Origin of the sequence: Pseudomonas sp. JAI120 (assembly GCF_014207255.1) — a bacterium.
Taxonomy (GTDB): Bacteria; Pseudomonadota; Gammaproteobacteria; order Pseudomonadales; family Pseudomonadaceae; genus Aquipseudomonas.
Genome location: NZ_JACHCZ010000001.1, coordinates 2,004,279 through 2,025,633, shown reverse-complemented (window position 1 = coordinate 2,025,633; position 21,355 = coordinate 2,004,279). Strand labels below are relative to the sequence as shown.

The following is a 21,355-nucleotide window of genomic DNA, read 5'->3' as shown; positions in this document are numbered from 1 at the left end:
CCTTTTTTGTGCAAGAGCATTATGCAAAGCAGCAGCAACCTGTTTCCCGTCGCCCTGATCAGTGCTGAACGTCGTGGCGACCTGAGTGAAGATGTGTACCGCCTCAAGCCCGGTAACAGCCCCGACGGTACCGTCGAGCTGGCCGTTACCCGTTTGGGCCTGGCCGATGTCCCGCAAAGCCGGGGCATCCCGGTTATTTTGTTGCACGGCAGTTTTTCCAATCGGCGCTTCTGGTACTCGCCCAAGGGTATCGGTCTTGGCGCCTACCTGGCACGCAAGGGGTTCGATGTGTGGATCCCGGAAATGCGTGGCCATGGGCTGTCCCGGCGCAATCAGGACTACGCCCGGAACCGGGTCGCCGACTACGCGCGCTACGACTTGCCGGCCATTGGCGCGTTTGTGCGTGAGCAAAGTGCGCAGATTCCCCATTGGATTGGTCACTCTCTGGGCGGCACAACCCTGGCGGCGGCCCTGGGTGGGCAGCATCTTGGCGCGCCGGCAGTGGCCTCGGTGGCCTTGTTTGGCTGTCAGGTCAGTCGCAGCCACTGGCCGTTGAAGCTTCCGCCGGTGGAGTGGACCGGCCGTCTGCTTTTAAAGCGCTTCGGCGGAGTATCCGGCTCGCGGCTCAAGCGAGGACCGGAGGACGAACCGGCGGGTGTGCTGATCGAAGCCATGCGCTGGAATGGCCTGTTCGGTCGCTTTGGCGAAGGTAAGCGCGATTGGTGGAAAGGCCTGGCGGATGTCGACGTGCCGCTGTTGGCTGTGAGCGCGGCGGGCGATCAGCAAGATCCGGACTGGGCTTGCCGCAAGCTGTTCGAGCAGATCGGCTCCGAGCACCGTCAGTACCTGTGCCTGGGGCGTCAGCAAGGCTTTACTGAGGATTTCGGGCATGTGGAAATGCTGGTCAGCAAAGCCGCCCAGGCCGAGGTCTGGCCGCTGGTAAAACAATGGTTAAACGATCCACTGACACCTTTGTTGGGTGCCAAGCCTGAGGCATTGGTCGTAGTTTGACGCAGGGCTCTGCCAAGGGCGTTTCGCTCGAGTGTGGTTGCGGCTAAGATATGACGCGTTAAACGCTTCTGGTCATATTCAGTCGCTCACTGGTTATTGCGTTGCGACGAAGCGGATGGGATGTTGCGCACCGGCTCCAGCTGGCGCTTCTTTCGAAAGACACTTCTTTGACGGAAAGGAATTTTTTCAATGAACCATTACGTGACCCCCGACCTGTGCGACGCCTACCCTGACCTGGTGCAGGTGGTCGAGCCGATGTTCAGCAACTTCGGCGGCCGAGATTCCTTTGGCGGCGAGATCGTCACCATCAAATGCTTCGAAGATAACTCCCTCGTCAAGGAACAGGCCGACCAGCCGGGCGCCGGCAAGGTGCTGGTGGTCGACGGTGGCGGTTCCCTGCGCCGCGCGTTGCTGGGCGACATGATCGCCGAGAAAGCCGCTAAAAACGGCTGGGAAGGCCTGGTGATCTACGGCTGCATCCGTGACGTCGATGTCATCGCCCAGACTGACCTGGGCGTACAGGCGTTGGCCAGCCATCCGATGAAAACCGACAAGCGCGGCATCGGTGACCTGAACGTCGTGGTGACATTTGCGGGTGTGACGTTCCGCCCAGGTGAGTACATCTACGCCGACAATAATGGCGTGATCGTCTCGCCAAGCCCGCTGCAAATGCCTGAATAAACCGCAATAACCAACAGGGGTGGGGATGTTCGAGGAAGAAAACGCGCAGTGGGGGCTGGTGCATGCCCTGGTGCTGGACGGTAAAGGCGGTGCGCGTTCGATTGCCCGGACTGAGCTCGACGACTTGCAACTGCAGCCCCAGGAAAGCCTGTGGCTGCACTGGGATCGCAGTCATCCCCAGACCCAGACCTGGCTGCGCAAATCCAGTGGCTTGAGCGAATTCGCCTGTGATCTGCTGCTGGAGGAGAACACCCGCCCACGCCTGTTGCCGCTGCCGGATGCCGAGTTGCTGCTGTTCCTGCGCGGGGTCAACCTCAATCCGGGGGCCGAGCCGGAAGACATGGTCTCGGTACGTATCTTCGCCGCCGCCAGCCGCGTGATTTCCCTGCGTCTGCGCCCGCTGCGCGCTACCGATGAGCTGCTGGTGCAGTTGGCAGATGGCAAGGGGCCGAAAACCGCCTCGGAGCTCATCCTTTATATGGCTCAGTACCTGACCAACAAGGTCCAGGATCTGGTCACGGATTTGTCGGAAATCGTCGATGCTGAGGAAGAAAAACTCGATACCGACGAACGGTACACACCTGAACATGGCAGTGTTTTGCAGATCCGTCGCCGAGCGGCCGGGCTCAAGCGTTTCCTGTCGCCGCAGCGGGATATTTTTGCCCAGCTCACGCGGATAAAATTGCCGTGGTTCTGTGACGACGATGCCGACTACTGGAACGAATTGAACAACAGTCTGACCCGCTACCTGGAAGAGCTCGAATTGACCCGGGAGCGCGTGGGGCTTGTGCTTGAGGCCGAAGACCGGCGCTTGAGCGTGCGCATGAATCGCACCATGTACCGCTTCGGGATCATCACGGGAATCTTTCTGCCGATGAGTTTCCTGACCGGTTTGCTGGGTATAAATGTGGGTGGCATACCGTTCTCTGCCAGCCCCTACGGATTCGTGATTGCATGCCTGTTGATGGTGTCGGTGGCGCTCGGGCAATGGTGGTTGTTTCGACGATTGCGCTGGGTTTGAGCTGAATATGACCTGAACGTAGGAAGGGTCCCATGTGACCCCAGGAATTTTACCCTCGTCTTTTAAATCACTTGCGAGAGGTCTTTATGCACGATCCGTTCGAACAGTCTTTGCGTGACATGCTCAATGCCTCGCCGTCCAACCGCGACGACGATGCCTGCCTGGGCCGTGTGCTGAAAACGGCTAATCGCCAGGTGGGCGCGGGTGACCTGTTCGGCCTGCTTGGCCGCTGGATGCCGGCGTTGATGATGGCCCTGAACAACGGTTCGGCCCACGTATCGCCGGTTTCCCGTCGTAAACCTCTTGCTCGCACTGCTGATAAGGCTGATTGAATATGGAACTTGATCTCTGGACCCAGAGCCTGGTCACCGCGATGACCGCATTGTGGACCAAGGTGGCGAATTTCATTCCCAACCTGTTTGGTGCCCTGGTCCTGGTGTTGCTGGGCTTTGTCGTGGCCAAGCTGCTCGACACCCTGCTGTCCAAGTTGCTCGCAAAACTGGGCCTTGACCGCCTGATGGCAGGCACCGGCCTGACCAAGCTGCTGGGGCGCGCCGGGCTGCAGGTGCCGATCTCCACGTTAATCGGCAAGATCGTCTATTGGTTTGTTTTGCTGATTTTTCTGGTTTCAGCGGCGCAATCCCTTGGACTTGAGCGAGTTTCAGCTACGCTCGACATGCTGGCGCTGTATTTGCCGAAGGTTTTCGGCGGCGCGCTGGTGCTCCTCGTAGGCGTTTTGCTCGCACAATTGGCCAATGGGCTGGTGCGCGGTGCCGCCGAAGGTGTGGGATTGGACTATGCCGCTGGCCTGGGGCGAATCGCCCAGGGGCTGGTGATCATCATCAGTATTTCGGTCGCGATCAGCCAGTTGGAGGTCAAGACTGACCTGCTTAACCACGTGATTGTGATCGTTTTGATTACCGTTGGTCTGGCCGTTGCGCTGGCCATGGGGTTGGGAAGCCGGGAAATTGCCAGCCAGATTCTTGCGGGAATCTATGTGCGTGAGTTGTATCAGGTTGGGCAACAGGTGCGTGTGGGCGAGGTCGAAGGGCAAATCGAGGAGATCGGCACAGTCAAGACGACGGTGCTGACCGATGACGGCGACCTGGTGTCGCTGTCCAATCGGATTCTCCTCGAGCAGCAGGTCAGTAGCCGCTAACCCGGTAAACCCTGCTAATGTACGCCGCCGCAAGCCCGGCTGACCGGGCTGTAGTGGACATTGACCTGACTGTCGGCACGACTTGTTTTGAATAAAGCCCAAACGCTGTCCACGCGCTATGACCCCCGTGAGCTCTCTGATGAGGAGTTGGTCGCGCGCGCGCACACGGAGCTGTTTCACGTAACTCGCGCGTATGAAGAATTGATGCGCAGATATCAACGCACTCTGTTCAACGTTTGTTCAAGGTATTTAGGGAACGATAGAGATGCGGATGATGTCTGTCAGGAAGTGATGCTCAAGGTGCTGTACGGCCTGAAGAACTTCGAGGGCAAATCGAAGTTCAAGACATGGCTATACAGCATCACCTACAACGAGTGCATCACGCAGTATCGGAAGGAACGGCGAAAGCGTCGCTTGATGGACGCCTTGAGTCTGGACCCCCTTGAGGAGGCGTCTGAAGAAAAGGCGCCGGCACCCGAGGAGAAGGGCGGACTTGATCGCTGGCTGGTGTATGTGAACCCGATTGACCGGGAAATTCTGGTGCTACGATTTGTCGCAGAGCTGGAATTCCAGGAAATCGCTGACATCATGCACATGGGTTTGAGTGCTACAAAAATGCGTTACAAACGTGCTCTAGATAAATTACGTGAGAAATTTGCGGGCGAGACTGAAACTTAGTGCGTGGCAAATATCTCTTACGTGTAGGCAAGTTCTGTTAGACTTGTCGCCGAGTTGTCCCCCGGTTTGTGGGACTGCTTTACAATCACCAGATGGGGATTTAACGGATGAAACTGAAAAACACCTTGGGCTTGGCCATTGGTTCTCTTATTGCCGCTACTTCTTTCGGCGTTCTGGCACAAGGCCAAGGCGCAGTTGAAGGCGAGCTGTTCTACAAGAAGCAGTACAACGATAGCGTCAAGCACATCGAAGACGGCTTCAATCCTGGCGCTCGCATCGGTTACTTCCTGACCGACGACCTGTCCTTGAACCTGTCCTACGACAAGACCAACCACACCCGTTCGAACGACGGTACTGGTAACCAGAAGATCAAAGGCGATACCGGCAGCCTGGTTGCCCAGTATCACTTCGGTCAAGCTGGCGTAGACAGCCTGCGTCCATACGTAGAAGGCGGCTTCGGTCACCAGAGCCGTACCAACGTTCAGGCTGACGGCCACAGCGGTCGCGACCAGACTACCTTCGCTACCGTTGGTACCGGCGTGAAGTACTACTTCACCAACAACCTGTACGCTCGTGCCGGTGTTGAAGCTGACTACGGTCTGGACAACGGCAAGTGGGACTACTCCGCACTGGTTGGCCTGGGCGTGAACTTCGGCGGTAACGCTGGCGCAGCTGCTCCAGCTCCTACCCCAGCACCAGCTCCAGAGCCAACTCCAGAGCCAGAAGCTCCAGTTGCTCAGGTTGTTCGTGTTGAGCTGGACGTTAAGTTCGACTTCGACAAGGCCGTTGTTAAGCCTAACAGCTACGGCGACGTGAAAAACCTGGCCGACTTCATGGCTCAGTACCCAGCTACCAACGTAGAAGTTGCTGGTCACACTGACTCCGTAGGTCCAGACGCTTACAACCAGAAGCTGTCCCAGCGTCGTGCTGACGCTGTTAAGCAAGTCCTGGTTAAAGACGGCGTGGCTCCTAGCCGTGTAACTGCTGTAGGTTACGGCGAATCCCGCCCAGTTGCTGACAACGCAACTGAAGCTGGTCGTGCTGTTAACCGTCGCGTAGAAGCGTCGGTTGAAGCTACCGCTCAGTAATTACTGAGATGTAGAAAAAACCCGGCTTCGGCCGGGTTTTTTTTCGCCTGGAGTTTGTCTCAGGCGCTGACTGCGGTAGCGACGTAAGCCGTCTGCTCGGTGGCTGCAACATGGCCGATCACCAGAATCGCGGGGCTCTTCAAGGCAAATGCCTGGGCGTCTTCATGCATCCGCGACAGCTGGCTGCGGCATTCGCGCTGTTGGGGCAGTGATGCATTCTCGATCATCGCCACCGGCATATCTGCCGCCATCCCACCTTCCAGCAATTGCTTGCGAATCTCCTCCAGCTTCGCCACTCCCATATACACCACCAATGTCGTCCCGCCTTCCGCCAGCGCGCGCCAATTAAGGCTGCTGTCGTCCTGGGTATGGGCCGTGACCAGGGTCACACCGCGGCTGACGCCACGCAACGTCAGTGGAATCGCGCAATTCGTTGCGCCCGCCAGCCCGGCGGTAATCCCGTTGACCAACTCTACTTCGACGCCGCGTTCGCGCAGCCACATGGCTTCTTCGCCACCGCGCCCGAAAATGCATGGGTCACCCCCCTTTAGCCGCACCACGCATTTGCCTTGGCGGGCGTAACGCAGCATCAGGCGGTGGATGAAGTCCTGCGGGGTCGAGCGGCAGCCGCCGCGTTTGCCAACCGTGATCACTCGCGCCTTGGCGCAATGCTCCAGCACCGCCGGGTTGACCAAGTCATCGATCAGTACCACATCGGCTTCGTGCATGGCCCTTACAGCCTTGAGGGTCAACAACTCCGGGTCGCCAGGGCCCGCGCCCACCAGCCAGACTTTCGCGTTCATGGGTTTTTCCTCGTCTAGAGCTGACGTCAGCTGTGAAAGAGTGAATACAGAAGAATCAGATTGATCAGCATCGAGACCAGGCCCAAGGTGCGCCACACCTTCAACGGTTCGCGCTCCAGCAGAGGCCTGGGACGGATGCTCAGTTCCTGGCGGTCAGCCTGTTCCAGCACCCGCAACCATTCCTCGGCGGTTTCGTAGCGATGCGCCGGCTGTGCGGCCACAGCCCGTTCGAGGCTCAGGGGCAGCCAATCCGGGAGGTCCGAGCGATAGCGGTTGGCGCTGACAGCCTGGGCAAATCGAGGCCGTTGGAAAGCTTCGATTTCCCCGTAGGGATAGTGCCCGGTCAGCAGGTAATACAGGGTGACGCCAACGCTGTATAAATCCTGTTGGGCTGTGGGACGGTCACCATTGAACGCTTCGGGCGCGATAAAACTCGGGGTCCCAGGCAGCACATGGGCTCGGTCCTCCGAAAGACCCGGACAGTAGGCCAGACCGAAATCCAGCACGCGCAATTCACCGTCATCCCCCAGCAGCAGGTTTTCCGGCTTGATGTCGCGGTGCAGGATCTGCCGTCGATGCAGCATGCCCACTGCGCGCAACAAACGCTCGGCCACGGACTGCCATTGCGCGAGGGGCAATGGGCCCTGGTGCTGAAACAGCTCGGCCAGGGTTTGCCCTGGGTATTCACGCATGACGTAGTACAAGTGCTGGCGCCCGCTGGCCGCATGCACTTCAGGAAACGCGCGCCCGGCTACCCGCCGCAGAAACCACTCTTCCGAGAGCAATGCCTGGCCGGCGTCGCTGTCGTCGTCGCGGCTTAGGGGCAGGGTTTTCAGCAGCCAGGGTTGCTGTTGGGCATCGCGCACCCGGTACAGCAATGATTGCCTGCTTTGCGCCAGCACGGCGTCCACTTGCCAGCCTTCGAAGTGTTGCCCGGTTTTCAGCAGCGGTGGCAAGGGCCACTGCTGCAGTTGCACCAAGGCATCGCCGAGCGTAGCGGCGCCGAGCGTGTCGACACGCACCAGCAAGGCGCTGGCATTGTCCTGGCTGCCCGCCAGGTGTGCGGCATTGACCAGCGTAGTTACCGCCAGGTCCAGGTCGGCTTGTTCGCGCAGGATCGCGCTGATGCTGTGATCGCCCAGGGTGGCCCATACGCCGTCGCTGAGCAGCAGGAAGCACTCACCTTCGCGCAATTGACCGTCGAGAAAATCCAGCACCAGATGTTGATCCAGGCCGAGGGCACGCTTGAGCACGTGCTGCATGCCCGGCTGTTCCCACACATGGTCTTCGCTGATGCGCTGCAACTCACCGTCCAGCCAGCGATACGCCCGGCAATCGCCGACATGGGCCAGGGTGAAACGCTGGCCGCGAAAGACCAAGGCGCTGAGGGTGGTCAGCAACGGCTGGCCGCCGCCATTGGCCTGCAACCAGCGGTTTTGCGCCAGCAGCAGGCGCTCCAATGCCTGCGCCACGCCCCAGGTTTGCGGTGTGGCGTAGTAATCCAGGGCCAGGGCCTGCAAAGTCGAGCGTGCGGCCAGGCCGCCGTCGGCGCACTGGCTCACACCGTCGGCCATGGCGCACAGGTAACCTTTGCTCGCCGCCAGTTCCGCTGCGGGGGTGACAACCCGCAGCGCATCCTGGTTTTCCGCCCGTGGGCCGATGGCGCTGGCATGGGCGACGCTCAGTTGCAGGCTCATCAGACGCGCGCAGCGGTCACTGCGGCCGAACCCCAAGTGGTTCTCCAGCGACGCTTGACGCCATGCAGGCCGAACCAGGCCAGTACGCCCAGGCTGGCGAACAGCCACAAGGCCAGTTGATAGCTACCGGTGCTTTGCTTGATCGCGCCCATGCCCGCCGCCAGGGCGAAACCGCCGATGCCGCCGGCCATGCCGATCAAGCCGGTCATTACGCCGATCTCACGCCGGAAACGCTGTGGCACCAACTGGAACACGGCGCCATTGCCCGCACCCAGACCGAGCATGGTGCAGACGAAGAGCGCCAGTGCCGCGTAGGAGCTGGGCAGGTTGAAACCCACTGCCGCAATGCAGATCGCCGCAACGCTGTACATGCCCAGCAGGGTGCGGATCCCGCCGAAACGGTCGGCCAGGGCGCCGCCAAGTGGACGCATCAGGCTGCCACCGAACACGCAGGCAGCGGTGTAGTAGCCGGCAGTCGTGGGGCTCAGGCCGTATTGGTCGTTGAAATAGCCGGGAAGGGCACTCGCCAGGCCGATAAAGCCGCCGAAGGTCACGCTGTAGAAAAACATGAACCACCAGCTGTCGCGGTCGCCCAGGGCCTTGAAGTAGTCGGCCATGGACTTGGCTTTCGGCCGCTCGGGTGCGTTGCGTGCCAGCCAGGCGAAGACGATCAGCGTCAGGATCAGCGGAATCAGCGCGAAGCCGAACACATTGCTCCAGCCAAATGCGGCGGCCAGTACGGGGGCCAGCAGGGCAGCGAACACCGTGCCCGAGTTACCGGCACCGGCGATACCCATGGCCTTGCCCTGGTGTTCGGCCGGGTACCACTGGGATGCCAGCGGCAGCGCCACCGCAAAGGATGCGCCGGCCATGCCGAGGAACAGCCCCAGCAACAAGGCTTGTTCGTAGCTGTGAATCCCCAGTTTCCAAGCGCCGAACAATGCGACGATCACAATCACCTGGCCGATCAGCCCGGCGGTCTTGGGCGACAGCTTGTCCGCCAGCATGCCCATCAGAAAGCGCAGCACCGCGCCGGCCAGGATCGGCGTCGCCACCATCAGGCCGCGTTGCTGGGTGGTCAGGTGCAGGTCGGCGGCAATCTGCACCGCCAGGGGGCCCAACAAATACCAGACCATGAAGCTCAGGTCGAAATACAGGAACGCGGCAAACAGGGTCGGGGTGTGCCCGGATTTCCAGAAGCTTGATTTCATCACGCACCTCAACGGTTGGGAGTCTTGTAAGAAGGCCTGGTGATGGAGCCGCCGGCTGAGGCCGCCCCACCGGCCCCGTGCTACGGGGGCCAAAACAAAAAAACGCCGCCACCGGGTTCGCGAGGGCAAACCGGGTGTGCGACGTCTTTGTCGTGAAGGGGCAACCGCCGTTGGTTACCTGTGATGATTACTTAGCAAGTCCTGCGCCAACATACTGGCCGTAGTTACCGTCTTATCCAACACATGCTACGGATGTTTAACCGAGCAGTTCGCTCATGGCGATAATCTGCTCCGCCACCTGAATCAGTTTCTGCTGGCGGCTCATGGCCTGGCGGCGCATCAGGGTGTAGGCCTCTTCCTCATTGCAGGCCTTCATTTTCATCAACATGCCCTTGGCCAACTCAATGCGCTTGCGCTCGGCCAACTGCTGGTCCCGCGCCTGGAGCTGGGCGCGCAAGGCCTGGTCGCTCTCGAAGCGGGCCATGGCCACATCGAGGATCGGTTGCAGGCGCTGGGCCTGAATGCCTTCGACGATGTAGGCGCTGACCCCGGACTTGATCGCCTGGCGCATCACGTCGGGGTCATGCTCGTCGGTAAACATCACAATGGGCCGGGGCTGGTCGCGGCTGACCAGTACCACTTGCTCCATCACGTCGCGGCCCGGTGACTCGGTATCGATCAGGATGACGTCCGGGCGCACCGTTTCGACGCGCGCAGGCAGGTCGATGGTCAGGCCGGATTCATCGATCACCTCGAAGCCGGCCTCGATCAGCGCCGTGCGCAGGCGGCCGACCTTGCGCGGGGTGTCGTTGATTAACAGGATTCGCAGCATGGATGTCCCCTGTCAGCGCAAGGCTTGGCGGCTGGTAGGATCGACCATGGCATGCAGGCGGAAGCTGCGCGCGTAGCCGGCGGGGTCCGAGCCGTCCCAGATTTTGCCGTCGATCAGTTGGCTGCTGCGCATGTCCTGGCCGTTGTTGCCGAGGCCCAGTGCCTCGGCTGCCTGACGATACAGCGCCAGCTGTTGCACTTGGCGAGCAACGCCCAGGTAATCAGGGTCTTCGCGCAGCAGGCCCCAGCGTCGAAACTGGGTCATGAACCACATGCCATCGGAGAGGTAGGGCAAGTTGACCTCGCCATCGGCAAAAAAACGCAGGGCATGGGGGTCCTGCCACTGGTTGCCCAGGCCGTCGTCATAGGCGCCCAGCAAGCGCGGCTCGATGCAGTCGAGCGGGGCATCGAGGTACTCGCGGCCGCTGAGCAATTGTGCGGTGGAGCGACGGTTTTCGGTGTTTTGCTCGATAAAGCGGCTGGCCTCCAGGATCGCCATCACCAGCACGCGGGCGGTGTTGGGATACTGGTCGACAAAGGCCTGGGTGCAGCCGAGCACCTTTTCCGGATGGTTCGGCCAGATCGCCTGGGTGGTCGCCAGGGTAAAGCCCTGGTTTTGCTTTACGGCACTGGCGCACCAGGGCTCGCCGACACAAAAGCCATCGATACGCCCGGCCTGCAGGTGCGCGACCATTTGCGGGGGCGGTACTACGACGCTGTCCACATCCTGTAGCGGATGAATGCCTTGGCTCGCCAGCCAGTAGTACAACCACATGGCGTGAGTGCCTGTGGGAAAGGTCTGAGCGAAAGTCAGTTTTGTTCGGCTTTGGTGCACGTGGCGGTCCAGTGCTTCAGGAGTGATCACTCCCTGCTGTTGCAGGCTGTGGGACAGGTTGATGCTTTGACCGTTCTGGTTCAGCCCCATCAGTACTGCCATGTCGGTAGGCGCGACGCCGCCAATGCCCAAGTGCACTGCGTACACCAACCCGTACAGGCTGTGGGCGGCATCCAGTTCGCCGCTGACCAGTTTGTCCCGCAGGTTGGCCCATGAAGGTTGGCGCTTGAGGTTCAAGGTCAAGCCATAAGGCTGTGCGAAGCCTTGGGTCGCCGCCACCACCAGGGATGCGCAATCGCTCAAGGCCATGAAGCCCAGGTCAAGGCTGCTCTTCTCCGGGGCATCACTGCCGTTGACCCAGGCCAGCGGGTCGTTCATCGGGCTGTTGCCAACCGAATCGTTCATCAACACCTACCTTTTCTTTCAAAAAAAAGCGTCGTTCCCTGAGATGGCGATGCAAGGCCATTGCGGGTAACGACGCCTTTGTCCGTAAGCCCGCTCCGCCGTTGGTGCGCGCTCTGATACAGAGTCCATAGCAAGGCACATGCCACGGGCCGATGGGCGCCGCCGGCCGTCAACTTTCCATCAAGATTGAAAATCGGCTGCCTCTCAGTATGGCCGCTTCTTACTGCCAGGCCGCCCAGGAAATCCAAGGTGTACGCTCACTTTTCCGTAACGACTCCCTGTCTCTGGCTGCTGTTTGCTGCGCTGATGCTGGGAAGTGTCGATGCCCAGGGCGAAACCTACCAGGCGCAGGACGAGAGCCTGCACACCGTTTTTACCGCCTTGTCCATGCCTATGGGCCTGCCCATCGTCGTGAGCAGTGAAGTGGCGCGCATACGCATCAGCGAGGTCATTGACCTCGATACGCCGCAACACGCCCTGGAGACGCTTTCACAGCAATACGGCTTGATCTGGTACAGCGATGGGCAGGCGCTCTACCTCTACGCCGTCAGCGAGGCAAAAAGCCTGGCGGTGGTGTTGCGGCATATATCGGTCGACAGGTTTCGTGGCTTCATGCGCCGCTCGGGACTTGATGAAACACGTTACCCCCTGCGCGTGAGCGGGACGCGGACATTCCATGTGTCCGGGCCACCCCATTATGTCGACCAGGTCTTGCGTCTGGCCCAGTTGATGGATCGCGAGCGGGCTGAATTGCACGTAGGTAACCAGGCGTTTGCTGTCGTTCAGGTACTCAACACCCATGTGGCAGACCGAGGGTATGCCATGGGCGACGAAAAGGTCACGGTGCCGGGCATCGCATCGACGATCGACACCCTGTTGGGTTCTGAACAGAAGGGAGCGCTGGCCGACAAGAGCCTGGTAGTGATCGCCTATCCGGATACCAACAGCCTGCTGATCAAGGGCAAGCCTGCGCAACTGGCTCTCATCGAACGCCTGGTGGCGGAGTTGGACACACCCAAGCGTTCTATCGAAGTCTCGCTGTGGATGGTGGACGTGGACCGTGATGAACTGAAAAAGCTGGGCTTTGACTGGGACAAGGACGCGAAGGCCCAGGCCACGCGAATTCTGGAGCCGATGGACGATAACCGCTTGATGGCGCAAATAGCCGCGCTGGAGCGCCGGCGGCGAGCAAGGGTGATGACGTTGCCGGTAATTCTCACCCAGGAGAATGTGCCGGCCGTGTTTCAGGATAACCATACCTTCTACCTGCCGGCTCCCGGAGCTGACCATGCTGATTGGAAGCCCGTGCAATATGGCTCCCAGGTCAGCGTGCTGCCGCGTTTTGCCGAAGCGAATCAGATCGAGATGCTTCTCCATGTCGAGGATGATCGACAACTGAGCCAGGCGGGGCGGCGTGGCAAACCGACAGCGGTCGGGCGGGTGAGTGTCAGCAGTGTGGTAAGGGTGCCGCAGGGCAAGCGCCTGTGGCTGGGAGCGTTCAGCCGTGAGGCACATGAGTCGGGACGCAGCGCCGATTCAAGTGGCCCGGCCAAGGTTCGCCTGTTTGTGATTCAGGCCCGGGCCGTGGGGAGCGAGTTGAAAACGTTGGCGACAGGCGTCGGCGCACCACCGTTGAGTGCGGCGCAATACGAGCGCGTGCAACGAGCGTTTGTACGCCCGGGTCGCGATAGCTCTCCGTGAATAAGGTGTTGACCCATGCATTTGGAAATTCTTCTACAGGAACAACTAATCAGCCGCAGGCGCCTGGCAGCCTTTGCTCCTGGGAAGGTGCTGCCATTGTCGCCAGGCATTATCCACTGCGTGGAGGTTCGGGTTAATGGCCGGTTGCTCGCATTGGGCGAGTTGGTGCAACTGGAGGACCGGTTGGGGGTTGAGTTGCACGAGGTCTATAAGAGGGGAGCGTCTGGTGTGTGTGGGTGAAGAGTCTTACAGGGGGTGGCTAAAAAGCGTTGGTTGTATGGGTTTTTTCCTAGCGTGGGCTGCAAAGCGGTTTTTTATAGTCGTGATGTGGGCGAAAGAGCCAGTACTGGAAAATAAGGACTTCAATGTCAGTAGTCGGATGTCGAGGTAGATATGGCCGTCGTGAATGATGAATTGACGGCGACTTCCCTGCTCTTTTCCCAGTGGACGCTGCATGGCGACGGTCGCCTGACCGGCGACGGCAGCGATGTCCAGTTGCCACCCAAGGAGCTGCATGTTTTGCGGCTGCTGCTGGTCTCTGGCGGTGTGCTGATGAGCAAGGACCGTTTGCTGGAGTTGGCCTGGCCCCAGGGGGAGGTCGCCGAGGAGTCGCTGACCCGTTGCATTTACTCGCTGCGAAAGCATCTTGGCGCTGACAAGGGGTTTATCAAGACCATCTATGGTCGTGGGTATCGCTTTACATGCCCGGTGAAGGCTGAGCAGCATGGGCACGGGCCTATGGATACCGTGCAGTATGTGTGTTCGGCCTGTGGCCAAGTCAGTCATGGCTGAGTTCTGGCGCAGGTTGCTGTTGCTTGGCCTGATGACGAGCGGCAACCAGGCACTGGCCTATTGCTGGGAGGAAACCGCCCATCGCTACGATATCGAGCCGGAATTGCTACAGGCTATCGCCGCCGTGGAGTCGGATTTTCGCCCGGATGCGATGAACTACGCGAACGGTAATGGCACACGGGATATCGGCCTGATGCAGATCAACAGTATCCATTTGCCTCGCCTGCTCAAGCTGGGTATCACCGAGGAAAGGCTGTTGAGTGAACCCTGTCTGTCGGTGGAAGTCGGGGCCTCCATACTCGCCGAGTTTATCCAGCGTTTTGGCTACAACTGGACGGCTGTGGGTTCCTACAATGTCGGGCCCGGCTCCGGCCCTCAGCGCGACGTGTTGCGCATGCGCTATGCAGAAAAAATCTGGGCACGTTATGAGACCCTGGTACAGCAGCGCTACTGACGTTTGGGCGGCTCGCCTCGCGTGTACCCCGTCACCCCGGCTATAATCGCGGCCACCTTTCGCCGCCATCCGAGTCTAGCCCGCCCATGTATACCCTGGCCCGCCAGCTGTTGTTCAAACTCTCCCCGGAAACCTCCCACGATCTGTCCCTGGACCTGATCGGCGCCGGTGGCCGCCTGGGGCTCAATGGCCTGGTATGCAAGGCACCGGCAAAAATGCCGGTGTCAGTGATGGGGCTCGACTTTCCCAACCCGGTCGGATTGGCCGCCGGCTTGGACAAGAACGGCGCGGCCATCGATGGCTTCGCGCAACTGGGTTTCGGTTTTGTGGAGATCGGCACCGTGACGCCGCGCCCGCAGCCGGGTAACCCCAAGCCACGGATCTTCCGCCTGCCGGAAGCCGAGGCGATCATCAATCGCATGGGTTTCAACAACCTGGGCGTCGATCACCTGCTTTCGCGTGTCGAGGCCGCGAAGTACACGGGCATCCTGGGCATCAACATTGGCAAGAATTTCGACACCCCGGTCGAGCGTGCGGTGGATGACTACCTGATCTGCCTGGACAAGGTCTACACCCACGCCAGTTATGTCACCGTCAACGTCAGTTCCCCCAACACCCCGGGCCTGCGCAGCCTGCAGTTCGGCGATTCGCTCAAGCAATTGCTCGAAGCCCTGCGCCAGCGCCAGGAAGACCTGGCCGTGCGCCATGGCAAGCGCGTGCCGCTGGCAATCAAGATTGCCCCGGACATGAGCGACGAAGAAACCGTGCTGGTGGCCCAGGCCCTGGTGGATTCGGGCATGGACGCGGTGATTGCGACCAACACCACCCTCAGCCGTGTCGGTGTCGAAGGCTTGGCCCATGGCGATGAAGCGGGTGGCCTGTCGGGCGCGCCGGTGCGGGACAAGAGCACCCATATCGTCAAGGTGCTGGCCGCTGAGCTGGCCGGACGTTTGCCGATCATCGCGGTGGGCGGCATCACCGAAGGCAAGCATGCAGCCGAGAAGATCGCTGCGGGTGCCAGCCTGGTGCAGTTGTACTCGGGTTTTATTTACAAAGGCCCGGCGTTGATTCGCCAGTCGGTGGATGCGATTGCGGCCAGCGGGCTTGCCCCGCGTGGGGCTGCGCAGCGGCCCTGAAACCAGGCAGCGCATTTCTATCTGAAAGACTGAGTGGATCTTATTGGGGCTGCTTCGCAGCCCTACGCGAGGCAAGCCCGCTCACCACAATAAAAGGACCATCACAATAAAAAGGGCTCCATAAAGGAGCCCCCTGGGCCGAAGCCCGCCGCCTGGATAGGGCGTGCGTGGTTAAGTCGTTACATATTCGTGGTGGTGTCGGAATTAATGCCCTTGATTAGCCGACGGCGTGAAGTTCGTTGAGTCTGTGGATGCCCGCAGTGCCAGTCATACCGTCCCAGTTGTCGCCGCGTCCTTCTCGCCAGCCGTTGATCCAGGCTTGGCGTACCGACGGTAGAGTAAATGGGCAAAGCTCACGGGATTTGCCATGAACGCCATATTGATATCCGCGTAAAAATGCTCTTTCCAACGGATCACGCTTAAGTCTTCTCATAGGGTGTTTCCCTCACTTGTTGACTGTCTTGATATCCTTCGGCCTCGTCTGAGGCCGGGCAGAGTTTTTCTGCCGTTGGTGGGCTCGCTGCCGGCGTGGCGAGCCTAGGTGTCGGCGTCGTTACGGCGCCAACCTGTGTTGAGTTCTAACCAATAGGTCACATGGATTCAATGATCGTTTTGTCATAAGCACGTAACGATAACGATGCTATAGCCATAAGCTGGGATGGCTTTTCGCCCCATTTGTTGGGCAAAGCCAGCTATGATGCACCCTGCAAAGAGGATGGGTTTAAACCTTTAGTGAGAATGCCCACTGGTTGCAGTCGGTTATTATTCGACGAAGGGTCGGAATATTTCTTTTTGTTGCGTCAAATTCTCTCCCTGCCCTGTCAATAAAGGCCCCAGTGCCCGTCTGACGGGGTGGAACGGCACATTCGTGCCACGCGAGCACTCTTCAAGAAAAGTGCTTGCTTGAAAACCGAGCCGGCGATGCGTCGCCCGTTCATTTATTGCTGAAAAGCCTGGAATGCCCCATGTCGGACCGTTTTGAACTCTTCCTCACCTGCCCCAAGGGCCTCGAAGGCCTGCTGATCGAGGAAGCCGTCGGGCTTGGCCTTGAGGAAGCCCGCGAGCACACTTCGGCCGTGCGCGGTATGGCCGACATGGAAACCGCCTATCGCCTGTGCCTCTGGTCGCGCCTGGCGAACCGTGTGTTGCTGGTGCTCAAGCGCTTTCCCATGAAGGACGCCGAAGACCTCTACCACGGCGTGCTGGATATTGAATGGGCCGATCACATGGTCTCTGACGGTACCCTGGCGGTGGAATTCAGCGGTCACGGCTCAGGCATCGACAACACCCACTTCGGCGCGCTGAAGGTCAAGGATGCGATCGTCGACAAGCTGCGCACCCCGAGCGGCGAACGCCCGTCCATCGACAAGATTAACCCGGACCTGCGCATCCACCTGCGCCTGGACCGTGGCGAAGCCATCCTGTCCCTCGACCTGTCCGGCCACAGCCTGCACCAGCGCGGCTACCGCCTGCAGCAGGGCGCCGCGCCGTTGAAGGAAAACCTGGCGGCGGCGATCCTGATTCGTGCCGGCTGGCCGCGCATTGCTGCCGAAGGCGGCGCGCTGACTGACCCGATGTGCGGCGTAGGTACCTTCCTGGTGGAAGGCGCGATGATCGCCGCCGACATGGCGCCCAACCTGAATCGCGAATTGTGGGGCTTCACCACCTGGCTGGGTCACGTCCCGGCGTTGTGGAAGAAGCTGCACACCGAGGCCACTGAACGCGCAGCCATCGGCATGAACAAGCCGCCGTTGTGGGTGCGTGGCTATGAAGCCGACCCGCGCCTGATCCAGCCTGCACGCAACAACATTGAGCGCGCCGGTCTGAGCCATTGGATCAAGGTGTACCAGGGCGAAGTGGGCACCTTCGAGCCGCGCCCGGACCAGAACCAGAAAGGCCTGGTGATCTGCAACCCGCCCTACGGCGAGCGTTTGGGTGACGAAGCCAGCCTGTTGTATCTCTACCAGAACCTTGGCGAGCGTTTGCGCCAGGCGTGCATGGGCTGGGAAGCGGCGGTGTTCACCGGCGCGCCGGACCTGGGCAAGCGCATGGGCATCCGCAGCCACAAGCAGTATTCGTTCTGGAACGGCGCATTGCCGTGCAAATTGCTGCTGATCAAGGTCAACCCGGATCAGTTCGTCACCGGCGAGCGTCGTACCCCGGAACAGCGCCAGGCTGAACGTGAGCAGGCCGTTTACGACCAAGCCCCGGTCGAGCCACAAGAGCGCCAGTACAACAAGAACGGCAACCCGATCAAGCCAGCCCCGGCCCCTGTGGTCGAGCAGGCGCGCCTGAGCGAAGGCGGGCAGATGTTCGCCAACCGCCTGCAAAAGAACCTCAAGCTGCTGGGCAAGTGGGCCAAGCGTGAAGGCGTGGATTGCTATCGCGTGTACGACGCCGATATGCCCGAATACTCCATGGCCATCGACCTGTACCACGATTGGGTTCACGTGCAGGAATACGCCGCGCCCAAATCCATTGATCCGGAAAAAGCCTCGGCCCGCATGTTCGATGCCCTGGCCGCCATTCCCCAGGCACTGAACATCGACAAGAGCCGCGTGGTGGTCAAGCGTCGCGAGCGCCAGAGCGGTACCAAGCAGTACGAGCGCCAGAGTGCCCAGGGCAAGTTCACCGAGGTCAGCGAAGGCGGCGTCAAGCTGCTGGTCAACCTCACCGACTACCTGGACACCGGTCTGTTTCTCGATCACCGTCCGATGCGCATGCGTATTCAGAAGGAAGCGGCCGGCAAGCGTTTCCTCAACCTGTATTGCTACACCGCCACCGCCAGTGTGCACGCAGCCAAGGGCGGCGCGCGCAGCACCACCAGTGTCGACCTGTCCAAGACCTACCTGGACTGGGCCCGCCGCAACTTCTCCCTCAACGGCTTCTCCGACAAGAACCGCCTGGAGCAGGGGGACGTGATGGCCTGGCTGGACGCCAGCCGCGATGAGTTCGACATGATCTTCATCGACCCGCCGACCTTCTCCAACTCCAAGCGCATGGAAGGCATCTTCGACGTCCAGCGCGACCACGTGCAGTTGCTCGACCTGGCCATGGCGCGCCTGGCACCGGGCGGCGTGCTGTATTTCTCGAACAACTTCCGCAAGTTCCAGCTGGAGGACAACCTCAGCGAACGCTATGCGGTCGAGGAAATCAGCGACAAGACCATCGATCCGGACTTTGCGCGTAATGCGAAGATCCACCGGGCATGGAAAATCATGGCTCGCTGATCGGCGCTAAGAAAAAGCCGCAAGCCTGGATTATTCCGGGCTTGCGGCTTTTTTACGCTGGTCAAACCCTGGGCCGATAGCTATAACTTAAGGCCTAGCCAAAGTGACACCTCCCGCAGGCTGGCGTTGTGAGTGCTGCCTATGCCGTTGCAAGCCGTTCGCCCGAAAATCCTAGGCTTTATCAGTGAGCAGGCGTCGGCTTGGCTGGTGGCATTGGTGGTGTTATTGGCAGGTTTCGCGCTGACGGCAGTCATCGCCTGGGCCGCCTCCGACCTCTATCAGCAACAGGTGCGCCAGCGCTTTCAGTTGCTGGTCAACGAGCGTTACACCCGCTTGCAGGAACGCTTCGAGGATCAGGAGCAACGCCTGAACAGCCTGCGGCGGTTCTTCGTCAATTCCGATGACGTGTCCCGCGAAGAGTTCGATGGGTTTGCCCAGCCGTTGTTATTGCGCGCCCGTGCCTACTCCTGGGCGCCCCGCGTGTTTCGCGAACAGCGCAGACAGTTTGAGCAAGAAGTATCCCGCCAGCGTGGGGTGCCCTTCGTCATCCGTGAGTTAAATAGCGCCGGAGGACTGACCCCTGCGCCCGAGCGTGATGAATACGTGCCGGTGCTCTACAGCCAGACCCAAAGCCTGCTGGGCACACCCCTGGGCTTTGACCTGCTGGCCCAGCCCTTGCGACGCTCGGCCCTTGAACGTGCGCAAAAGAGCGGCAAGCTGGCGGTGTCCCAACCGATGCAACTGGTGGGGGTCGAGCCGGCTTATGCCATGGGTGTATTACTGGTCGCGCCGGTTAGCCACCTGCCCACGTCCGAGCTGTCCAAAAATGAGCCCTACGGTTATGTGATGGCGGTGATCAGCATGCGCCAACTGGTCGCCGATGGATTGCCCAAAGCGGAGCGGGACAACCTGGTGATGCAGATCGTCGACACCTCCGACCTGCAATCGCGTGTGCTCTTCGAGTCCGGCAATGCCGTGGCCAACAGCGACCTCGCTGGCGCGCGCCGCCTGACCCTGGGCGACCATGTATACGCCCTGAGCCTGCGCCCGAGCCAGGTATTCGAGCAGACCAATCATTCCTCGCTGTCCACGATCCTGACCATGGGTGGCCTGCTCAGCCTGCTGCTCAGCGCCTTGCTCTATGTGTTGGTAAGCCAACGCCAGCGCGCGTTGAAACTGGTGGAGCAACGCACTGTGCAGTTGCGTTTGCGTGAGCAGGAACTGCGCGGTGCCCACGGCCAGTTGCGCAGTGTGCTGAATGCCGCTACCCAAGTGGCGATCATCGCCACTGACCTGCGGGGTGTCATCAATACTTTCAACGCCGGTGCCGAGCAGATGCTGGGGTTCCCGGCCGAGCAGGTGGTGGGCAGGCTGACCCTGGAAAACCTGCACTTGGCGGTCGAGCTGGAGGCACGCTCGGCCAGCCTGAGCGTGACCCTGGGCAAGCGTATCCCTGCGAGCCAGGCCATGCTGGTTGAAAGCCCCGACAACCTGCACGAAGCCCGGGAGTGGACCTTGGTCCGCCAGGATGGCAGCCAGTTGATCGTGAACATGTTGGCCACCGTATTGCTGGATGACCATGGTCTGTGGATCGGTCACCTGGCCATTTACCTGGATGTTACCGAGCAGAAACGCGCCTACGAGGCCCTGTCGGCACGGGACCGCCTGCTCAAGAAACTCAGCGCCCACGTGCCCGGCGGTATCTTCCAATTCACCCTTGAGCCCCAGGGCAACTGGCGTTTCATCTACGCCAGCGATGGTATGCGCGACATCTATGAAATCGAGGTCAACGCGTTGCAACGAGATGCGACGAAGGTCTTCGAACGGATCCATCCGTTGGATGCGGAGCGGGTACGGGCGTCGATTCGTTTGTCGGCGTTGCAGTTGAGCCATTGGCGCGAAGAGTATCGGGTGCTGTTGCCCCAACGTGGCCTGCGCTGGATTCGTGGCGAGGCCACGCCGGAAGAATTACCGGGGGGCGGTACGCTGTGGCATGGCTACGTGTCGGATATTTCCGATCTCAAGCGGGTAGAAGAAGAACTGCGGGCGCTGTCCATTACCGATTCCCTGACCGGCATTCACAACCGCCGCTATTTCCAGGATCGCCTCAGGGTCGAGATGGCCAGGCTCAACCGGACCTCGGGGACGCTGTCGGTGATCATGCTCGATATCGATCACTTCAAGCGTATAAACGACCAGCACGGGCATGCAGTCGGCGACGGGGTGTTACAGGAGTTGTGCAAGCGCATCGGTCAGCGTCTGCGCCGCACTGATGTATTCTGCCGCTTGGGGGGCGAGGAGTTTATGGTGCTGTGCCCCAACACCGGCGGCGAGCAGGCATATGGCCTGGCCATGGAGTTGTGGCAATCGCTGCGCAGCCTGCCGATGGAGCCGGTGGGCATCGTCACCGCCAGCTTTGGGGTGGCCAGCTGGCGGGTGGATGAAGGCATCGATGGGCTGTTATTGCGTGCCGACTCGGCGGTGTATTTGGCCAAGCAGGCGGGCAGGGACCGGGTGGAGCCGGAGAGGGTATGAGCTTGAAAGGTATGTGGGAGGAGGGCTCCCGATGGCGCAGTGTCAGTCAACCTGGCTGTGACTGCACCATCGCCATCGGGGTAAGCC

General features: G+C 60.4%; 20 protein-coding genes. 14 read left to right on the top strand and 6 right to left on the bottom strand.

All coding sequences use genetic code 11. The features are described from left to right. The first annotated feature begins 21 nt into the window (after positions 1-21). The 7 genes from HDC32_RS09530 (at position 22) to HDC32_RS09500 (ending at position 5,638) form a co-directional block, all read left to right on the top strand. Positions 22-1,011 (top strand): alpha/beta fold hydrolase, encoded by a 990-nt coding sequence (locus tag HDC32_RS09530; protein ID WP_184743663.1) that lies wholly within the window; start codon positions 22-24, stop codon positions 1,009-1,011. Between the two features lie 189 nt (positions 1,012-1,200). Then, entirely contained in the window at positions 1,201-1,692 is a 492-nt protein-coding gene (gene rraA / locus HDC32_RS09525; protein WP_027603684.1) for a ribonuclease E activity regulator RraA, read from the top strand. A gap of 25 nt (positions 1,693-1,717) precedes the next feature. Next, positions 1,718-2,713 (top strand): zinc transporter ZntB, encoded by a 996-nt coding sequence (locus HDC32_RS09520; RefSeq protein WP_027603685.1) that lies wholly within the window; start codon positions 1,718-1,720, stop codon positions 2,711-2,713. Positions 2,714-2,799: 86 nt separating this feature from the next. Then, positions 2,800-3,045 carry a hypothetical protein gene (locus HDC32_RS09515; RefSeq protein ID WP_015885347.1) on the top strand — a complete coding sequence of 82 codons (246 nt, stop codon included), beginning with the start codon at positions 2,800-2,802 and terminating at the stop codon, positions 3,043-3,045. Positions 3,046-3,047: 2 nt separating this feature from the next. Then, positions 3,048-3,872, top strand: coding sequence for a mechanosensitive ion channel family protein (locus tag HDC32_RS09510; RefSeq protein ID WP_131699687.1), 825 nt, complete (start codon positions 3,048-3,050; stop codon positions 3,870-3,872). An 87-nt stretch (positions 3,873-3,959) separates the two neighbouring features. After that, positions 3,960-4,550 (top strand): RNA polymerase sigma factor SigX, encoded by a 591-nt coding sequence (gene sigX, locus HDC32_RS09505; protein WP_003175518.1) that lies wholly within the window; start codon positions 3,960-3,962, stop codon positions 4,548-4,550. Positions 4,551-4,657: 107 nt separating this feature from the next. Beyond that, the gene (locus tag HDC32_RS09500) at positions 4,658-5,638 is read left to right on the top strand and encodes an OmpA family protein (RefSeq protein ID WP_065873888.1); all 981 of its coding nucleotides are present in this window, start codon (positions 4,658-4,660) and stop codon (positions 5,636-5,638) included. A 59-nt stretch (positions 5,639-5,697) separates the two neighbouring features. Here HDC32_RS09500 and cobA read toward each other — a convergent pair whose 3' ends face one another. From cobA to HDC32_RS09475, 5 genes are all read right to left on the bottom strand, one after another. Further along, on the bottom strand, positions 5,698-6,441 hold the full coding sequence (gene cobA / locus HDC32_RS09495; RefSeq protein WP_145337025.1) for a uroporphyrinogen-III C-methyltransferase: 744 nt from the start codon (positions 6,439-6,441) through the stop codon (positions 5,698-5,700). Between the two features lie 26 nt (positions 6,442-6,467). After that, a complete protein-coding gene (locus HDC32_RS09490; RefSeq protein WP_184744150.1) occupies positions 6,468-8,138 on the bottom strand; it encodes a bifunctional protein-serine/threonine kinase/phosphatase in 1,671 nt (556 codons plus the stop codon). After that, positions 8,138-9,349 (bottom strand): NarK/NasA family nitrate transporter, encoded by a 1,212-nt coding sequence (locus HDC32_RS09485; protein ID WP_167656057.1) that lies wholly within the window; start codon positions 9,347-9,349, stop codon positions 8,138-8,140. The genes HDC32_RS09490 and HDC32_RS09485 overlap by 1 nt, the downstream gene beginning before the upstream one ends. A 256-nt stretch (positions 9,350-9,605) precedes the next feature. Next, entirely contained in the window at positions 9,606-10,181 is a 576-nt protein-coding gene (locus tag HDC32_RS09480) for an ANTAR domain-containing response regulator (protein ID WP_027603690.1), read from the bottom strand. A gap of 12 nt (positions 10,182-10,193) precedes the next feature. Then, entirely contained in the window at positions 10,194-11,393 is a 1,200-nt protein-coding gene (locus tag HDC32_RS09475) for a CmpA/NrtA family ABC transporter substrate-binding protein (protein WP_167656091.1), read from the bottom strand. 333 nt (positions 11,394-11,726) lie between these two features. Between HDC32_RS09475 and sctC the strand changes: the two genes are divergently transcribed. The 5 genes from sctC to HDC32_RS09450 all read left to right on the top strand — a co-directional run bounded on the left by sctC (position 11,727) and on the right by HDC32_RS09450 (position 15,503). Beyond that, entirely contained in the window at positions 11,727-13,121 is a 1,395-nt protein-coding gene (gene sctC, locus HDC32_RS09470) for a type III secretion system outer membrane ring subunit SctC (protein ID WP_184744149.1), read from the top strand. Between the two features lie 15 nt (positions 13,122-13,136). Continuing rightward, positions 13,137-13,361: a FliM/FliN family flagellar motor switch protein gene (locus HDC32_RS09465; protein ID WP_131699684.1), complete on the top strand. Its 225-nt coding sequence runs from the start codon at positions 13,137-13,139 to the stop codon at positions 13,359-13,361. Between the two features lie 153 nt (positions 13,362-13,514). Next, positions 13,515-13,913 carry a winged helix-turn-helix domain-containing protein gene (locus tag HDC32_RS09460; protein WP_131699683.1) on the top strand — a complete coding sequence of 133 codons (399 nt, stop codon included), beginning with the start codon at positions 13,515-13,517 and terminating at the stop codon, positions 13,911-13,913. Then, positions 13,906-14,367, top strand: a complete 462-nt coding sequence (locus tag HDC32_RS09455) for a transglycosylase SLT domain-containing protein (RefSeq protein WP_145337023.1) — start codon at positions 13,906-13,908, stop codon at positions 14,365-14,367. Before HDC32_RS09460 ends, HDC32_RS09455 begins: the two co-directional genes overlap by 8 nt. Positions 14,368-14,453: 86 nt before the next feature. After that, complete coding sequence (locus HDC32_RS09450) at positions 14,454-15,503, top strand: quinone-dependent dihydroorotate dehydrogenase (RefSeq protein ID WP_131699681.1); 1,050 nt, start codon at positions 14,454-14,456, stop codon at positions 15,501-15,503. Between the two features lie 217 nt (positions 15,504-15,720). Here HDC32_RS09450 and rmf read toward each other — a convergent pair whose 3' ends face one another. After that, positions 15,721-15,936 (bottom strand): ribosome modulation factor, encoded by a 216-nt coding sequence (gene rmf, locus HDC32_RS09445; RefSeq protein WP_002553055.1) that lies wholly within the window; start codon positions 15,934-15,936, stop codon positions 15,721-15,723. Positions 15,937-16,468: 532 nt separating this feature from the next. On the opposite strand from rmf, the gene rlmKL reads away from it, so the two are divergent. Further along, a complete protein-coding gene (rlmKL, locus tag HDC32_RS09440; RefSeq protein WP_145337022.1) occupies positions 16,469-18,733 on the top strand; it encodes a bifunctional 23S rRNA (guanine(2069)-N(7))-methyltransferase RlmK/23S rRNA (guanine(2445)-N(2))-methyltransferase RlmL in 2,265 nt (754 codons plus the stop codon). 141 nt (positions 18,734-18,874) lie between these two features. Continuing rightward, complete coding sequence (locus HDC32_RS09435; protein WP_184743660.1) at positions 18,875-21,268, top strand: diguanylate cyclase; 2,394 nt, start codon at positions 18,875-18,877, stop codon at positions 21,266-21,268. Positions 21,269-21,355: the final 87 nt, after the last annotated feature.